This is a genomic window from Pseudomonas sp. Xaverov 83, from assembly GCF_019352905.1.
In the GTDB taxonomy this organism is placed as follows: Bacteria; Pseudomonadota; Gammaproteobacteria; order Pseudomonadales; family Pseudomonadaceae; genus Aquipseudomonas; species Aquipseudomonas yamanorum.
Window position 1 is genome coordinate 71,024 of record NZ_JAAAFU010000096.1, and the last position, 15,102, is coordinate 86,125.

17 protein-coding genes are annotated in these 15,102 nt (G+C 59.1%); 14 read left to right on the top strand and 3 right to left on the bottom strand.

Going from position 1 to position 15,102, the window contains the following annotated elements; all coding sequences use genetic code 11:
- The first annotated feature begins 2 nt into the window (after positions 1-2).
- Positions 3-764: a C40 family peptidase gene (locus tag K0H47_RS29890; RefSeq protein ID WP_219274092.1), complete on the top strand. Its 762-nt coding sequence runs from the start codon at positions 3-5 to the stop codon at positions 762-764.
- On the top strand, positions 748-1,044 hold the full coding sequence (locus tag K0H47_RS29895) for a hypothetical protein (protein WP_257626773.1): 297 nt from the start codon (positions 748-750) through the stop codon (positions 1,042-1,044). The genes K0H47_RS29890 and K0H47_RS29895 overlap by 17 nt, the downstream gene beginning before the upstream one ends.
- Here the strand turns inward: K0H47_RS29895 and K0H47_RS31260 are convergent.
- A complete protein-coding gene (locus K0H47_RS31260) occupies positions 1,037-1,267 on the bottom strand; it encodes a hypothetical protein (RefSeq protein WP_257626774.1) in 231 nt (76 codons plus the stop codon). The two genes, K0H47_RS29895 and K0H47_RS31260, sit on opposite strands and share 8 nt — an antisense overlap.
- A 157-nt stretch (positions 1,268-1,424) precedes the next feature.
- Between K0H47_RS31260 and K0H47_RS29900 the strand changes: the two genes are divergently transcribed.
- The 10 genes from K0H47_RS29900 to K0H47_RS29945 all read left to right on the top strand — a co-directional run bounded on the left by K0H47_RS29900 (position 1,425) and on the right by K0H47_RS29945 (position 10,717).
- Positions 1,425-1,829, top strand: a complete 405-nt coding sequence (locus K0H47_RS29900) for a GNAT family N-acetyltransferase (RefSeq protein WP_063030550.1) — start codon at positions 1,425-1,427, stop codon at positions 1,827-1,829.
- A 97-nt stretch (positions 1,830-1,926) separates the two neighbouring features.
- Entirely contained in the window at positions 1,927-2,163 is a 237-nt protein-coding gene (locus tag K0H47_RS29905; RefSeq protein WP_063030548.1) for a hypothetical protein, read from the top strand.
- A gap of 133 nt (positions 2,164-2,296) precedes the next feature.
- Entirely contained in the window at positions 2,297-2,788 is a 492-nt protein-coding gene (locus K0H47_RS29910) for a hypothetical protein (RefSeq protein WP_081253157.1), read from the top strand.
- Positions 2,789-2,883: 95 nt separating this feature from the next.
- Entirely contained in the window at positions 2,884-3,234 is a 351-nt protein-coding gene (locus tag K0H47_RS29915) for a hypothetical protein (protein ID WP_063030546.1), read from the top strand.
- Positions 3,235-3,297: 63 nt separating this feature from the next.
- Positions 3,298-3,909 (top strand): tail assembly protein, encoded by a 612-nt coding sequence (locus K0H47_RS29920; RefSeq protein ID WP_063030544.1) that lies wholly within the window; start codon positions 3,298-3,300, stop codon positions 3,907-3,909.
- Positions 3,910-3,968: 59 nt separating this feature from the next.
- Entirely contained in the window at positions 3,969-7,427 is a 3,459-nt protein-coding gene (locus tag K0H47_RS29925) for a host specificity protein J (protein WP_219274093.1), read from the top strand.
- Positions 7,428-8,507: 1,080 nt separating this feature from the next.
- Positions 8,508-9,245 carry a hypothetical protein gene (locus K0H47_RS31265; RefSeq protein ID WP_257626775.1) on the top strand — a complete coding sequence of 246 codons (738 nt, stop codon included), beginning with the start codon at positions 8,508-8,510 and terminating at the stop codon, positions 9,243-9,245.
- A gap of 2 nt (positions 9,246-9,247) precedes the next feature.
- The gene (locus tag K0H47_RS29935; RefSeq protein ID WP_219274095.1) at positions 9,248-9,610 is read left to right on the top strand and encodes a phage tail protein; all 363 of its coding nucleotides are present in this window, start codon (positions 9,248-9,250) and stop codon (positions 9,608-9,610) included.
- A gap of 58 nt (positions 9,611-9,668) precedes the next feature.
- Positions 9,669-10,202, top strand: a complete 534-nt coding sequence (locus K0H47_RS29940; RefSeq protein WP_219274097.1) for a glycoside hydrolase family 19 protein — start codon at positions 9,669-9,671, stop codon at positions 10,200-10,202.
- Positions 10,199-10,717, top strand: a complete 519-nt coding sequence (locus K0H47_RS29945; RefSeq protein WP_219274099.1) for a lysis system i-spanin subunit Rz — start codon at positions 10,199-10,201, stop codon at positions 10,715-10,717. Before K0H47_RS29940 ends, K0H47_RS29945 begins: the two co-directional genes overlap by 4 nt.
- Here K0H47_RS29945 and K0H47_RS29950 read toward each other — a convergent pair.
- Positions 10,704-11,390 (bottom strand): SOS response-associated peptidase, encoded by a 687-nt coding sequence (locus K0H47_RS29950; RefSeq protein WP_063030535.1) that lies wholly within the window; start codon positions 11,388-11,390, stop codon positions 10,704-10,706. The genes K0H47_RS29945 and K0H47_RS29950 overlap by 14 nt on opposite strands.
- Before the next feature lie 83 nt (positions 11,391-11,473).
- Between K0H47_RS29950 and K0H47_RS29955 the strand changes: the two genes are divergently transcribed.
- On the top strand, positions 11,474-11,683 hold the full coding sequence (locus K0H47_RS29955; RefSeq protein WP_063030534.1) for a hypothetical protein: 210 nt from the start codon (positions 11,474-11,476) through the stop codon (positions 11,681-11,683).
- Here the strand turns inward: K0H47_RS29955 and K0H47_RS29960 are convergent.
- Positions 11,675-12,028 carry a hypothetical protein gene (locus tag K0H47_RS29960; RefSeq protein ID WP_063030533.1) on the bottom strand — a complete coding sequence of 118 codons (354 nt, stop codon included), beginning with the start codon at positions 12,026-12,028 and terminating at the stop codon, positions 11,675-11,677. The two genes, K0H47_RS29955 and K0H47_RS29960, sit on opposite strands and share 9 nt — an antisense overlap.
- 850 nt (positions 12,029-12,878) lie before the next feature.
- Between K0H47_RS29960 and K0H47_RS31345 the strand changes: the two genes are divergently transcribed.
- On the top strand, positions 12,879-15,102 hold a 2,224-nt coding region (locus K0H47_RS31345; RefSeq protein ID WP_219274101.1), incomplete at its 3' end, for an autotransporter-associated beta strand repeat-containing protein.

The following is a 15,102-nucleotide window of genomic DNA, read 5'->3' on the forward strand; positions in this document are numbered from 1 at the left end:
CCATGCGCAAGCACATCATTGCGGCGATCCAGGCGCACGCGGCCGTGCAGTACCCGAAAGAGTGCTGCGGCCTGTTGCTCGCCATTGGCAAAGCGCAGAAGTACTTCCCGTGCAGGAACATCGCTACGGAGCCGAACGAAGAGTTCCGCCTCGATCCAGAGGACTACGCCGCGGCGGAAGACCTGGGCGAAGTCATTGGCATTGTCCATTCGCACCCGGACGCCACCAGCCGGCCGTCACCGCACGACCTGGCCATGTGCGAGGCCACGGCCTTGCCCTGGCACATTCTGTCGTGGCCCGAGGGAGACCTGCGCACGATCACACCAACCGGCAGCACGTCGCTGCTCAAGCGTCCGTTCGTGCATGGAGCCTGGGACTGCTGGCAGGTCTGCGCTGACTGGTACCAGCGTGAATGGGGGCTTGAGTTCGAAGCCTTTCAGCGCGTCGATGGCTGGTGGGAGAGGGCGGAGAACGCCAGCCTGTACGAGCAGCACTACGAGGCCGCCGGCTTTGTTCGCGTCGACCGGCCGCAGCGCGGCGACCTGATCGTCATGCATGTGGGCCGGACGGTTCACCCGAACCACGCTGGGATTTACCTGGGCACTGATACTGCGCTACCCGACGAAGAGTCAGGCACTTTCGGCCCTGGGCCGTTCCTGCTGCATCACCTATACGGCAGGCCTTCCGAAATCATAGTTTTTGGCGGTCCGTGGCATGACAGAACGCGCCTGATTCTCAGGCATAAAAATGCAAAACAACCATGACGCGGCCGGGCCGCTGGAGCAGGGCATGCAAACCTCGCAACGCTACATGCTGACCATTTACGACCTTTTCACCATTACCGACCCTGGTATCTGCGGCGCTGAAGCCGAAGTCGCCATTCTGGATGATGGTATGGAGGTTGATCGCGTGAAATTCTCCGGAAAGTGCCAGAGTAAGGGCGGCTACAGTCGCAGCTACTATGGCAAGCCAGGGCTAGAAGCGGCGCTTGTCTCTGGGCCTGGCAGAATTGATTTCGGTTTGGCGCGGACGGTCGCTATCTAGGTTCTTCGCTGCCGCCCATAAAATCATCGGTTCCAAGCCTGTGCGATCCATACTTCACAGTGTGACCATCACCCAAGCGCTCAGCCTCGACCTCTGCGACAGGTTTGTCGGCGTAGATGTCAATAAAGCTCCAGGGAGCATTACGGCCCACTGCCCATCCCAGTACCCACCCAGGCATGTCTGGGTCTGCAGGTAGATTCTTTGCGAGGCTTCTGATTGACATGCCCTATCCCTGGCTGCTGTATATGAAGGCGCAAAGCTACTACGGCTGAATCCAATCCCGTTACTGGGTTTGCGTCCAGGCTGGATGGGTGGACAGGGGGCTTTCCATCGCTCTGCTGTATAGTGCTAAAGTGCCATCTTTTGCTAGGAGCACTGAAATGGTCAGCGGAACTTTGCTGCGGGTTGCCACGGAGATTGAAATTGCGAGCCTTCAAAATCTGTTAGAGCAAGACACCAACAACAGTATTCGGGCGGTGCGCAATGGATCTGAAGTTCTGGGCGAAACTGTGCTTGCGATCTTGCATGGTGGCAAATATGCCGGTTTCTGCACGTTCAGAGCTGGCGGCAATGAAATCTTCCCACTAGTTGTCTTCGGCCCATTTCGCGGAATCGGGGTAGGCTTCTCCGCTATGCAGCAGCTGATCGGGATGTTGCGGAAGGACGGGATCCGAGACGTGAGCATTGAGGTGCTACCAGGGGCCGAAGCTTTCTGGAAGAAGGTATTTGCCGGCTTCCCAGAGACAGCTCACTTTGGTGGAAAGAACTTTACATACGCCATTTAATGTTTCACTTAGGAAGCCCAGCCCCGCGCTGGGCTTTTTGCATCTGCTCGCCCCAGTGCTACAGTCCCGCCAAACCAACGAGGGAAACAAGCGTTCAATGAATCATGAACTCTGGCTTGAGCCCGACGGGTGTCAAACATTTTGTCTTGCTGGCCCTTACGGAGAAGATGCGCGCGGGCTGCTGGAACCAATGTCAAAACTCATTTGGCAGGTCGAAGCCTCCAGTTATTTTGAAGCAATGAGCAAATACTATTCGTACATGGACTGGGGAGATTACACGACCGAATTTCCTGAGCATGACAAGACCTCATATAAGGATCTTGGCTGGGAGTGAGAAAAGCTCAGTCGATCGCACTCCATCCACGCTGGATGCCTGGCCAGCCTGTTGTCTCCTGATGACGATAAGACCTGATTTGCTCCGATTAAGGTTGATGGTAGATTGCCGCCATCTACATGGAGGGTTTTGAGTGAAACTTAAGATAATCGCTTTGATGATAGGGCTCGCTTTGATTTCTGGATGCGCGAATCAACAGCCCGTTCCGAGAATACCGTTCCCAAGTGCCGAGTATGAGGCACTGCCGACTACCGGCACGGGGACGATCGAAGGGCAGGCTTTCTTGAAAACCGTCGGCGGCGATGTGAAGTACGGGGCAGGCTCAGAGGTTTATTTGGTTCCAATCACCAGCTACTCTGAGCAGTGGTACGACGTCTCCTACAGGCAGCAAAAGCCTTTTGCTGTAAGTGACCCGCGGCAGGCCAAGTTTGTTCGTATGGTTCGTGCGGACGGCAACGGCAACTTCAAGTTTGAAGAGGTGCCACCTGGCAAGTACTTCATCCGAGCCGACGTCTTTTGGAAGGCGCCTTCTCCATACGGCGGCCTATCTCAGCAGGGTGGCTCTATGGCAAATCGCATAGAGGTATCCAACGGAAAGCTAACGCGGGTAATTATCACGCGATAGAATTTGTGGGATAAAGCTTAAAGCCCAGCCCGGCGCTGGGCTTTTTGCATCCTCCCCTCAGTGCTAGAGTCCCGCGAAACCAAAGAGGGAACGACATGCGAATTTTGATAGCGGCGGTAGCGGTGGCGATTCTGGCGGGGTGCATGGCTCCGACGATGAACGAGGCTCGCCAGGAAGGTCCTTACAAGGTGCTGACCTCGCAGAAGTCCGACGCCGCGCTGGCCAAATGCGTTCAGTACGAATGGCAGAACCAGCCAATCTTCGGCGGCGCGCCGGGGGCCACACTTCAGCCAGGGCGCGACACCGGATATACGGTGTTCACTGAGGGCTCCCAGTACTTCGTTGATATTCAGCCCAAGGGCTCGGGTTCCGAGGCGAAATACTATGTGGTGGTCGGTAACTGGATCGCCAATAAAAGGCTTACCGCGCTGCAAGGCTGTCTGTAGCGGCGCATCAAATTGTTCAAGGCTCGCTTCGGCGGGCTTTTTTATTGCCTGGAGAAAAAGCACATGGCGGCACTTGCCATCAATTATCAGCCTATGACCACGATCCTGCTCTATGGCCAGCTCCGGCAGTTTGGTCGGTCCTTCCGGATGGCAGTGAGGACACCGGCCGAGGCCGTCAAGGCCCTGTGTGTGCAAATACCGGGTTTCGAGCGCTTCCTGTCCAATGCCAAATCCCGGGGTATCGAGTTCGCCGTATTTCGCGGGGCTACGAACCTGGCAGAAAAGGAACTGGGGTTTGTCGGCGAAGGGGATATCCGAATTGCACCTGTCATCACTGGCAGCAAACGCGCAGGGGCACTCCAAACCATCATCGGGGCTGTGCTGATCGTTGTCGGCGCGGTGATTACCGGAGGCACCTTCGGCGCAGGCGCTCCGTTTGGTTCGGCCTTGATCATGATGGGGGGATCGATGGTGCTGGGTGGCGTAATTCAAATGCTCAGCCCCCAGGCCGGCGGACTTAAGACCAGCGCTGCGCCGGAGAACACACCCGGCTACGCCTTCGGCAGCGCCAAGAACACAACGGCCTCCGGCAATTCTGTGTCGCTGTGTGCAGGCCGCCGGCGCTGGGGTGGCGCGATCATCAGTGCCGCCATTTACGCCGAAGATCAAATGTAGCCAACACCTGAAGCACCGCAGCCGCCCATGAGGCGGTTTTTTATTGCCTGGAGAAAAGCATGGGCGCAGCACGCAAGATTGATATCCACGGCGCCAAGGGCGGCGAAGAAAAGCCAAAAACGCCAACGGAAGCCCCGGACAGTCTGCGCTCGGTGGCCATAGCCAAAATGCTGATCGCTATCGGTGAGGGTGAATTCGAAGGCACGCCTACGGCGCGTGACATTTATCTCGACAACACCCCGCTGCAAGACCCTCAGGGCAACATGAACTTCCCGAACGTGAAGTGGGAATGGCGCACCGGTGCGGTGGATCAGACCTATATCCAGGGGATTCCATCGGTCGAGAACGAGACCACGATTGGCACCGAGTTGCGTAGCGGCACGCCATGGGTCAAGTCCATCAACAACATCCAGCTTTCTGCTGTGCGCGTGCGCTTTTCTTGGCCGGCCCTCCAGTCAGTGGATGCCGGCGGCAACATCAACGGGTACCGGATTGAGTACAAGGTTGAACTGGCAACCGACGGCGGCGCCTACCAGCAGGTGCTGAGCGAAGCTGTCGATGGTAAGACCACCACCGTGTACGAGCGCACCCGCCGTATTGACCTTCCCAAGGCAGTGTCCGGCTGGCTTTTGCGTATTACCCGGATCACGCTGAACCAGAACAACAACAAAATCTCAGACACGATGCAGATCGCCGGCTTCACTGAGGTGATCGACGCGAAGCTGCGGTATCCAAACACCGCGTTGTTGTACATCGAATTTTCCGCTGAGCAGTTCCGCAGTATCCCGGCAGTCACCATTGATTGCGACGGCCGCAAGTGGCAGGTGCCGAGCAATTACGACCCTCGATCGCGCAGCTACTCTGGCATTTGGGATGGCACATTCAAGGAGGCATGGACCGACAACCCTGTCTGGCATACCTATGGCCTCACCACGAACGACCGCTTCGGCCTCGGCCGCCGTATCAAGCCGTGGATGGTCGATAAGTGGGAGCTGTACCGCATCTCGCAGTATTGCGACCAACTGGTACCGGATGGGAAGGGCGGAATGGAGCCGCGCTTTATTTGCAACCTGAACTTACAGAGCAAGGCTGATGCCTGGTCGCTACTGCGCGATATCTCGGCGATCTACCGGGGCATGACCTATTGGGCCCAAGGCCAAGTATTCACGCTGTCGGATATGCCGCGCGCCACCGACTTCGACTTCGCCTACACCCGGGCGAACGTTATTGATGGCAAGTTCACCTATTCCAGCGCGTCGGAGCGCACCCGCTACAGTCGGGCGCTGGTCAGCTACGACAACCCGCTGAACAACTACGACACCGACGTCACGGCCGTGACAGACCAGAAGCTGCAGCGGCGCTACGGCGACAACCCGCTGGAGATCAGCGCCATCGGCTGCACGCGTGAGTCGGAGGCGCAGCGCCGCGGTAAGTGGGCGCTGCTCACCAACTCCAAGGACCGGGCTGTCACCTTCAAGGTGGGCCTCGACGGGCGAATTCCGCTTCCTGGCTACGTAATTCCGATCGCGGACGAGCTGCTGGCTGGCCGGCCCGTGGGCGGGCGCATCTCGGCGGTGAACGGAAAGGTCATCACCTTGGATCGCGACACCCAGGCCAAGCCCGGTGACCGGCTGATCCTCAACCTGCCTGACGGCAAATGCGAGGGGCGCACCGTGCAACTGGTCAGTGGTCGCCAGGTCACGGTCACCACGGCGTACTCCGTGGCGCCTGAGCGGGAACTGGTGTGGGCTCTGGACGCTGACGACCTGGCCATCCCGCTGTACCGGGTGACCAGCGTTTCCCGGCCTGAGCCTGGCGTGTTCGAAATCTCGGCCGTGCAGTACGACCCGAGCAAGTTCGCTCACATCGATACCGGCGCCCGGCTGGAAGAGCGGCCCATCAGCGTTATCCCGATCACCGTGGTTCCGGCACCGGCCAGCGTCACGCTGACATCCAGCTACGCCGTGAATCAGGGCATTGCCATCAGCACCATGAACATCTCGTGGCCCGCGGTGAGCGGTGCGATCGCCTACGACGTGGAGTGGCGCAAGGACAGCGGCAACTGGATCAAGGTGCAGCGCACCGGCTCGACCAGCGTCGACGTCACTGGCATCTACTCGGGCGCCTACGTGGCCCGTGTACGCTCGGTGAGTGCGTTCGAAATCTCGTCGATCTGGAAAAGCTCCAACCTGACCAACCTGGAAGGGAAGGTCGGTCTTCCGCCGGCGGTGGCGTTCCTGACCACCACCAGCGAACTGTTCGGCATCAGCATCAAGTGGGCTTTCCCACCTGGCGCAGAGGATACCCAGCGCACTGAACTGTGGTATGGCCCTGCAAACGATCTGGGTGCCGCTACCAAACTAGCCGACCTGGCATATCCGCAGGCCGACTACCGCATGCAGCAACTGCTGGCGGGCGCCACGCTGTTCTTCTGGGCGCGCCTGGTGGACCGTACCGGCAACGTCGGGCCGTTCTATCCGGTTGTCGGCGGTGTGTTTGGGCAGGCCAGTTCGGATGCAACACCGCTTTTGCAGATACTCACCGGCAAGGTTACAAAAACTCAACTCGGTCAGGACATCATCGCCGAGCTCGATGGCCTTCAGGACCAGATTGACGAACTGGATGCCCTAGGCGGTTATGTTCCCACCCAGGTCTACCTGAAAGGGCAGATGGTGGTGGAGGCGGATCGCATCTACCAGGCGAAGGTGCAGGTTCCTGTCAACAACCCGCCGCCCAACACCACTTACTGGCTGGACGTGGGTCAATCGGTGGAGACAGTCAGTGGACTGGCCCAGCAGGTCAACACCAACACCACCGACATTACCGAACTGGACGGCTTGGTTACCGCCCAGGCCAGCACCACCAATGCATTGCGGGCATCTGCTCGTGGTGACAGCGGAAGCGGAGCAAAGGCTGATGCGCTCAAGGGCTGGGCCAGCACCGCGGCCATCGTCCAAGAGAGCAAAGTCCGGGCTACAGCGATCGAGGCCGAAGCGACTAAGACTACCCAGTTGCAAGCTACAGTCGGTCAGAACACCTCTGCCATTCAGGAAACGTCTTCAGCGCTGGCCAACACTAACGGCCAATTGTCGACGCTCTGGTCGGTGAAGATGGAAACCACCGCCGGCGGGCAGAAGTACGCCGCCTCGTTTGGTATCGGCCTGCAGGTCGACCCATCCGGGGTGTCGTCGCAGTTCGTGGTCAGGGCTGACACGTTCATGCTGCTTAACCTGGCTAACGGCACGCCTGTGTCTCCGTTCTCCGTTACTGGCGGGCAGACCTTCATCCGCTCCGCTTTCATTCAGGACGGGACGATTACCAACGCCAAGATCGGCAACTACATCCAATCAAACAATTACGTGGCGGGCACTTCTGGTTGGAAACTTTTCTTTGATGGGACCTTTGAAATTAACGGGGTGGTGCCCGGGCAGGGTAGATCAATTATGACCAACAGATCATTGAGGTTCTGGGATGTAAACAATATCAAGCGCGTTCAAATTGGAGATCTCACCGAATGAGTGCGGGGATGAGACTTTGGGGTCCGACAGGTGCGCTCGAACTGGATGAGACATCTTTTACAGTTCGCGTAATACTTTCGGTGCTAGTGACAAGGCCGGCTCTTGCCGAATATCTCGATGTAAGTGTGTCTGGCGCAGACCCAGCGACATGCAATGCAGTGGTCATACCTATTGGATCATACACTGACCCCAACAATAACTCTCAGGATGCATACAGTCGTCAGTTTGAGCCGCAGGTCTTGAATAATGTAGTTAGGGTTTGGTTTAGAAATCGAGCCCTATCATCTGCTGATGTTCCGGCAATTGCCTTGGGCACGCAGCGGTTGTTGGTCATGAGGTATAGGTGAATGTCATATGGCTTGCAGTTTGTAAATAACAGTGACGTTGTAACACTTGACTCTGAATTTTCAAGGCTTGTCGTTTTGAGTCGAGGTCGGTGGTCCGCTGCTGGTGATCAGGCCACAGTGAGCTTCCCGGTTACGATAACCTCCGCTGAGCCACCACTCGTATTTTTAAGGCCCGACTCCACTACTACAATAAGTTTTTGCCGAATCATTGGTTCGGCAGGTGCTTGGACAGGATTTTATACGAGGGTTTCAGGTGCGGGGAGTTACTTCTGCGCTGCATTCAAGGCCAGCCCAGTGTCAGATTATGGACTTAAACTATGGGGCGCGGATGCGACACTATTGTTTGATAGTGGCAATCCCTGCGCTCAATTCACGAGGGCAATATCTTCATGGACATATATAGGTAGCGGAACAGGAGGGCAGGGCGATCAGATAAGGTATTTCAGTGCACCTTCGGACCTAAGCACTGGCGACTATATACTAATCAATAACATAGCTATGAATGTCGGGCAGGCGCAATCAAGAGATGCGAAATTGTACTGCTCGTGGGAATACAATAACAACAGAATTGTTATGTATACCGCAGGTGTTACACCTATAGCGTCATTGTTTGTTCCGGTAGTTTTCGCCAAGCCTATTTCTTAGTGGTGAATTTCTTGGCCAGTAGTTACTCCCGCCCGTGCGGGATTTTTAATACCCGGAGAAAATTATGGTTTGGCAAAGATCAGGAACAGTGTCCGTTCAGACTGGTAGTACCACGGTTGCAGGCGCCAACGTCGACTTCGCTGCGAGCTCGCGTGTGGGTGATTCATTTATCGGGCCGGACGGCGTGAACTATGAGGTTGCAAATGTCGCCAGCTCTACGGTGCTCTCGATCCTTCCTGCGTACAAAGGCCCGACTGTCAGCGGCGCTGCATACGCCATCATGCCGGTACAGGGATACGACAAGATGCTTTCGGACGCCTTCAATGCACTGAACAACCAGTTTGGTCCGAAGCTGGCTGCCCTTGGCACGACTGGTAACTATGACATTTTGCCCGTGGATAAGGGCGGCACGGGAGCAATTACCGCGCCGGCTGCGAGAGCAAACCTTGGCCTGGGGACCGCCGCAACCTTCAATACCGGGCGCGCACCGGGAAACGTGGCAACCGCGGAAATGATTGGCTTCGTCGGCAGCCAATCCACCGTGTCCTGGGCGGCAGAGGTAAACCCCGGCATCGACAACAAGGTATTCGCTTCCGCTGATTTTCCTGGCAACCCACAGGGTGGCAGCGGCCTCTTCTACCGGCAGACCATTCAGTTCGGCACCACAGGCAATCGCCTTATGATTGCCTGGCCGTATGGTGTTGCTGGCAACACTGGCACGATCAAAATGCGCTCAATTTACAACGGCGGCTTCACGCCAGAAATTGAGCTGTATCACACCGGCAATACCACCCGTGCTGCTGACGGCACTCTCAAGGCGATCTAATCATGGCAAGAGCAGCAATCAACGTGCTGGGCGGGACCGGCAAAACTTACGACTTCGTGACCAATGGTGCGGGGGCCGTTGAGTCGTCACGTGACTCGGTCGGTGTGTATCGAATCACTGGTTGCCTGGGCATGGTCCCGTTTCCACCTATTGACGACGGCTGGGGTTATACGGTGAACCAGATGGACAGCCGTGCGGACGTGGAAACTGATTTCGCCGACGGCCTCCTGACAGTGACGGTGACCAAGGACGGCCAGCCGTACGACCTGAAGCACATGATCACCCTGCACATCCTGGTGCCGGACTCGCCCACCGTGGAAATGCCGGTGCCCGAGCAGCAGCCAGTCTTGCCCGCTGACGGCTGATCTCAGCCCAAACACCGATGCCCGCCTTGAGCGGGTTTTTTATTGCCCGGAGAAAAGCATGCCGATCAACGAGCAGCAGCTGCTGCAGATCCTCCCGAACGCCGGCCGCCAAGCTGGCGTTTTTGTTCCTGCCCTGAACGTGGCCATGGCCAAGTACGGAATCGTCACGCGGTTGCGCATTGCTGCCTTCATCGCCCAGGTCGGGCACGAGTCGGGACAGTTCCGCTGGATGAAAGAGTTGTGGGGCCCCACGCCGCAGCAAGCTGGGTACGAAGGGCGCGCCGATCTGGGCAATAAGGTGAATGGCGATGGCTTCGAGTACCGTGGCCGTGGCCTGATCCAGATTACCGGCCGGGCCAACTACGCGGCGTGCGGCGAGGCCCTGGGCCTGGACCTGATCAATCAGCCGGAACTGCTCGAGCAGCCTCAGTACGCTGCAATGTCGGCGGCCTGGTTCTGGTCCACCCATGGGCTGAACACCCTGGCGGACCAGAGCGATTTCCTGAAGATCACCAAGCGCATCAACGGCGGCACCAACGGACTGGCCGACCGCCAAGCGCTGTACGGCAAGGCGCTGAAGGTGCTGGCATGACGCCGGTGCATAAGTTGGCCAGCCTGGCGGCGCTGATCCTGCTGGCCGTGGCCGTGAGCTTCGGTGCTGCCTGGCAGGTGCAGGACTGGCGGTATGACGGAAAGCTGGCAAAGCAGGCCGGGCAGTTCCAGACGGACCTTGACGCGATCGGCAATGCCGCGAACGCCCAGGCCCGATCCGAGCAAGACAAGCGCCTCGCCACCGAGCAGCAACTGGCCGCCTCCGACCAGCAACACTCCAAGGAATTATCCGATGCCCAGCGCAACCAGGCTCTGCTGCGTGACCGCCTTGCTACTGCTGATGTGCGGCTGTCAGTCCTTCTCGACGCCACGGATTCAGCCAGTGGCTGCGACGTGCCTGCCGCCCCCGGCGCCGTCGGCGTGGTTCATGCAACCCGTCGAGCCCAGCTTGACCCAGCGCATGCTCAACGAATTATCAGCATCACCGACGCCGGCGACCAAGGATTGATCGCGCTGCGGGCGTGCCAGGCTTACGTCAGGACTATTTCTCGCTGATCGGCTGGATCAGCTCCGGCCCCTTGTTCCGCACATTTCCCACGGCAGTGTCGACCTTGAACCATTCGAAGGCGTCGGCAGGCTCGCCCTGGTGCAGCCCCATCTGTTCGGCGCGCTCCTTGGGCGTGGCCGGGTCCAACCATTCCCGGGCCAGGTCCGGCGTCAGTACCACGGGCCGCCGGTCGTGAATGTCCACCATGCCGCCAGCGCTGTCGGCGGTGATGATCACGAATCCATCATGCTCGCCCGGTCCTTCATCGCTGTCAGGCAGTTGGCCAATGGCTGCGCACAGCACGGGCGCGCCATCCCGCCTGCGGATCAGGTAGGGCTGCTTCTTCGGCCCGCCTTCGTCGACCCACTCAAACCAGTTGTCGACGGGCGTGATTGCCCGGTGCGGCCAGATTGCGCGGAAGAACGGGCCGTGAGCCACCTTCTCGACGCGGGCATTAATCGGCGCGGCGCGGTCCTTGGCCCAGTGCGGCCGCCATCCCCAGCGCACCAGGTCGGCGTGCAGCAGGTCTCCTTGCTGGTGGAGCAGGGCGACTTGCGTTGTTGGTGCGACGTTGTACCGCTCCAGGGGCAACTCACCCACGGAGTTCGCCAGGGCATTGGGCATGCTCAGCGCTGCAACGAAGTCGTGAATGCCGCTGTACTGGGAAAGTCTTCCGCACATAGTCGTCTCCGCTCGTCGGCCCCAATGAACAGCCGGGGCCAGGCCAATCTCTACACTGTAGACACTGGCCCCGGGTATTCGTCATGACAATAAACATTGATCAGATCAACGTAATGGAGGCTTGGTTTTCCCTGCGCAACGATCAGGACTTCAACTCAGCCACACCGGAGGAGCGTTACGAGAGGCGCCTGGCGTTGGCTGACGACATGAAAGATCGCGGTGTAATCGACAGCGGCGAGTGGCGTGAACTGACCGAAGAGGCCGTCGCCGCGTACGCGGACGAGCTAGGCTGAGGGTTCTTTAAGGCTCTTGAGCTCGCCCAGTAGCCGTTGATTTTCCCTGAGCAGGTAGTCGCGCTGCTCGGCAACAAGCTTAATGCTAAGAATGCCGGGCTCTGTGGACGCTCGCTTCACCTCGTCGAGTTCCACCAGTGCTGCCTTCAGTTCATTCTCTGCCTTGGCTTTGCCTACGGCCAGCACATCATTCATCTGCACCAGGCCGGATATGTTTGCCCGCGCCTTGCGCAGTTGAATCTGCAGGTCGGCAACCTCGTCCTCAATCATCGAGCAATGATGTTTGTACATTTCCAGGGGCGTAGGGCATCCAAGCCACTCGCAGGTGTCTTCGTCAATGTTCATTGTGGGAGCGAACTCTAGTGCTGTATGTGCGTACAGTAATCGAGCTTCGACGGTTGTGCGATTTGAGGCGACGAGCTGTAGGGGATTTTGGTTTGGTGTTCGGTCGGCAGGACGCCGAGGGAAGGGCGGGTTCCTTATACCACTTTTTACGACTGTCCGTGTTTGGCAGGGTGAACTCGGGTGCTGCTGAGTAAGTACACCCTCGGAATCTTTGGCTTTCGCTACTTACCATAACCCTCTGAAAATCGCGCCGTGATCGCTCTGCGAGCTTGCCAGGCGTACGTCAGGGCTATTGATCAGAATTAAATTCAATGATCCGACCCTCCCCACGTGATCGATTTCCGTAACGGCTTCGTCAACATGGTGGGTGTTCCTGCCGATACGGCCGGACTGCCGCCCATGAAGATCGAGGAGCGTCTCAGGCCAAGAACGGCTTTCGCGGCATTTTCGGAAATTTCCCTGCCGTATGCAGGAAAGTGGACCTCCTAATTTACCCATAAAGGCAGGAACATCGTGGCGACGGAAGCGGGGCCTGTACTCATGATTTCTTTACGAATTCTCGTGCTTGAGGATCTGACTGTGAACAACGTCGTGATCTCAATGTGCGAGGACGGCTCCTAGAACCGGCAATTCCGCTCTTCCCGAGTAAAGAAGTTGTGTCCCTGCTCAGTGCATCTGGCGGCTTAAACAGTCTGTCGAGAGCCTGGCGGGCTGTATTTGTCCCGCAAAAAAGGAATCTTCCATGCGAGCCCGTTCTTTGTCCTTCGGTCCTGCACTTCACGCAGCCGCCCTTCTCACATGCACAGCTTTGTCACACGGCAGCCGTCTTTCCCTGCTCGTGGTGAGCCTGATGCTGGCCTTTCCCGGCACCAGCCATGCCGGTGGCGCTGCGGGAGGGAAGACTTCGATCGCTGCGAGCACCATCTTTGGCGGCGCTGGCGCCGGCTATGACGCCAGCACCGGTAGCACCATTCCCGCCGGTGCAGGTAATAATGCCAGTGGTGGTGGGGTGGGCCTGAACGGTGCGGCCGGCGCTCTGACTCCAGCCAGTGGCGGTGGGGGTGGTGGCATAGGAAGTAACATCACATCGGCAGGCAATCTGATAAATCCGGTGACTGGTGGGGCCGGCGGTTTAAGCCCTTCCAGCGCTGGCGCGGGGGGCGGTGGCGACGGTGTGGTCCTGAGCAGCGGTGGCACCCTCAACGTCGCCGTCACCGGCGGTGCTGGTGGTCAGGCCACCTCCAACGCTGGTGGCGGTGGTGGTGGCGCCGGCGTTGTCGATACATCAACAGATACCTTGACGATCACGAAGGCCGTAACTGGCGGCGCCGGCGGCCAGGCCGTTCATTACGCCGGGGGTGGCGGTAGCGGTGTTTGGGTAACCTCGGCCGGCAACTTGGCGGTAACGACGGGAAGCGTCACGGGCGGCACTGGTGGCCTGGGCGCCGCCGCCGCCACCATTACCGGTGGCAACGACAATGGAGGCGGTGGAGCTGGCGTCGTTTTCAGCGCTGCCGGCGCTACACTGGACGTCAGCGGACGAGTTTCCGGCGGCAACGTTAACGCTACCACTGGGGGCATGGGTGGTATTGGAGGCGCCGGCGTCAACATCCTTTCCGGCGGCGTCAAGGTGACCGTCGAAAGCGGTGGGTCCATTGTCGGGGGCACAGGAGGAAGCCAAGCCGGAGGAGCCGGGTTTGCCGCTGTCGGCGCCGGCGGCACCGGCAGCGGGGGCACCCTGGGCGGGGTGAGTTTCGTGGGTAGCGCAGGCGGCGTCGGCATCGCTGCGGCAGGCGGCGGCAATACGATCGTCACCAGCGGCGCCATCAAGGGTGGAATGGCCGGGGCAACACAAGCCAACGCCATCACCTTCAGCGGCATTGTCGGCAACAATACCCTGGAGCTTCTGTCGGGCTACAGCTTTACCGGCGATGTGGTGGCGCAGGGAGTGCTAGACCCCAACCATCTGGTCCTGGGCGGTGATACCAGCCCGGCGGCGAGCTTCGACGTCTCCCGCATCGGCGCGGCGCCCGGTAGCAACACTACCGCATATACGGGATTTAAAACTTTCCAAAAAACAGGCGCCAGCACCTGGACGCTGACGGGGACCACGACCGCAGTGACGCCCTGGACGGTATCGGGCGGCACCCTGTCGGTCTCAAGCGACGGCGCGTTGGGTGACACATCCGGCGATTTGACGCTGGACGGCGGTACCTTGCAGAACACCGACACTTTCACGACCGCACGTAATGTCGATCTGACCGCCAACGGCGGAACACTGGATACCGCTGGGGCCGATCTGACACTGTCGGGTGTGGTTTCGGGGCAGGGCGGATTGACCAAGGCAGGGGACGGCAGTCTTATCTTGACCGGAGAGAACACCTACACCGGTGGCACCTCCATCACCGCGGGCACCGTACAAGTGGGCGATGGTGGTACGACTGGCAGCCTCGTGGGCGACGTTGCGACGAGCACCGGCACCACGCTGGCGTTCGATCACAGCGATCCCTACGCATTCGGCGGCGTGATCTCGGGCGCTGGCACACTGAACCAGATGGGTAGCGGCACGCTGGTCTTGACTGGCGCCAACACCTACACCGGCGGCACCTCGATTACCCAGGGCACCGTGCAAGTGGGCAATGGTGGTACGACCGGCAGCCTCCTGGGCGACGTTGCGACGAGCACCGGCACCACGCTGGCTTTTGATCACAGCGATCCCTACGCATTCGGCGGCGTGATCTCGGGCGCTGGCGCACTGAACCAAATGGGTAGCGGCACGCTGGTCTTGACTGGCGAGAACACCTACACCGGTGGCACCTCCATCACCGCCGGCACCGTACAAGTAGGCGATGGTGGTACGACTGGCAGCCTCCTGGGCGATGTTGCGACGAGCACCGGCACCACGCTGGCGTTCGATCACAGCGATCCCTACGCATTCGGCGGCGTGATCTCGGGCGCTGGCGCACTGAACCAGATGGGTAGCGGCACGCTGGTCTTGACTGGCGAGAACACCTACACCGGTGGCACCTCCATCACCGCGGGCACCGTACAAGTGGGCGATGGTGGTACGACTG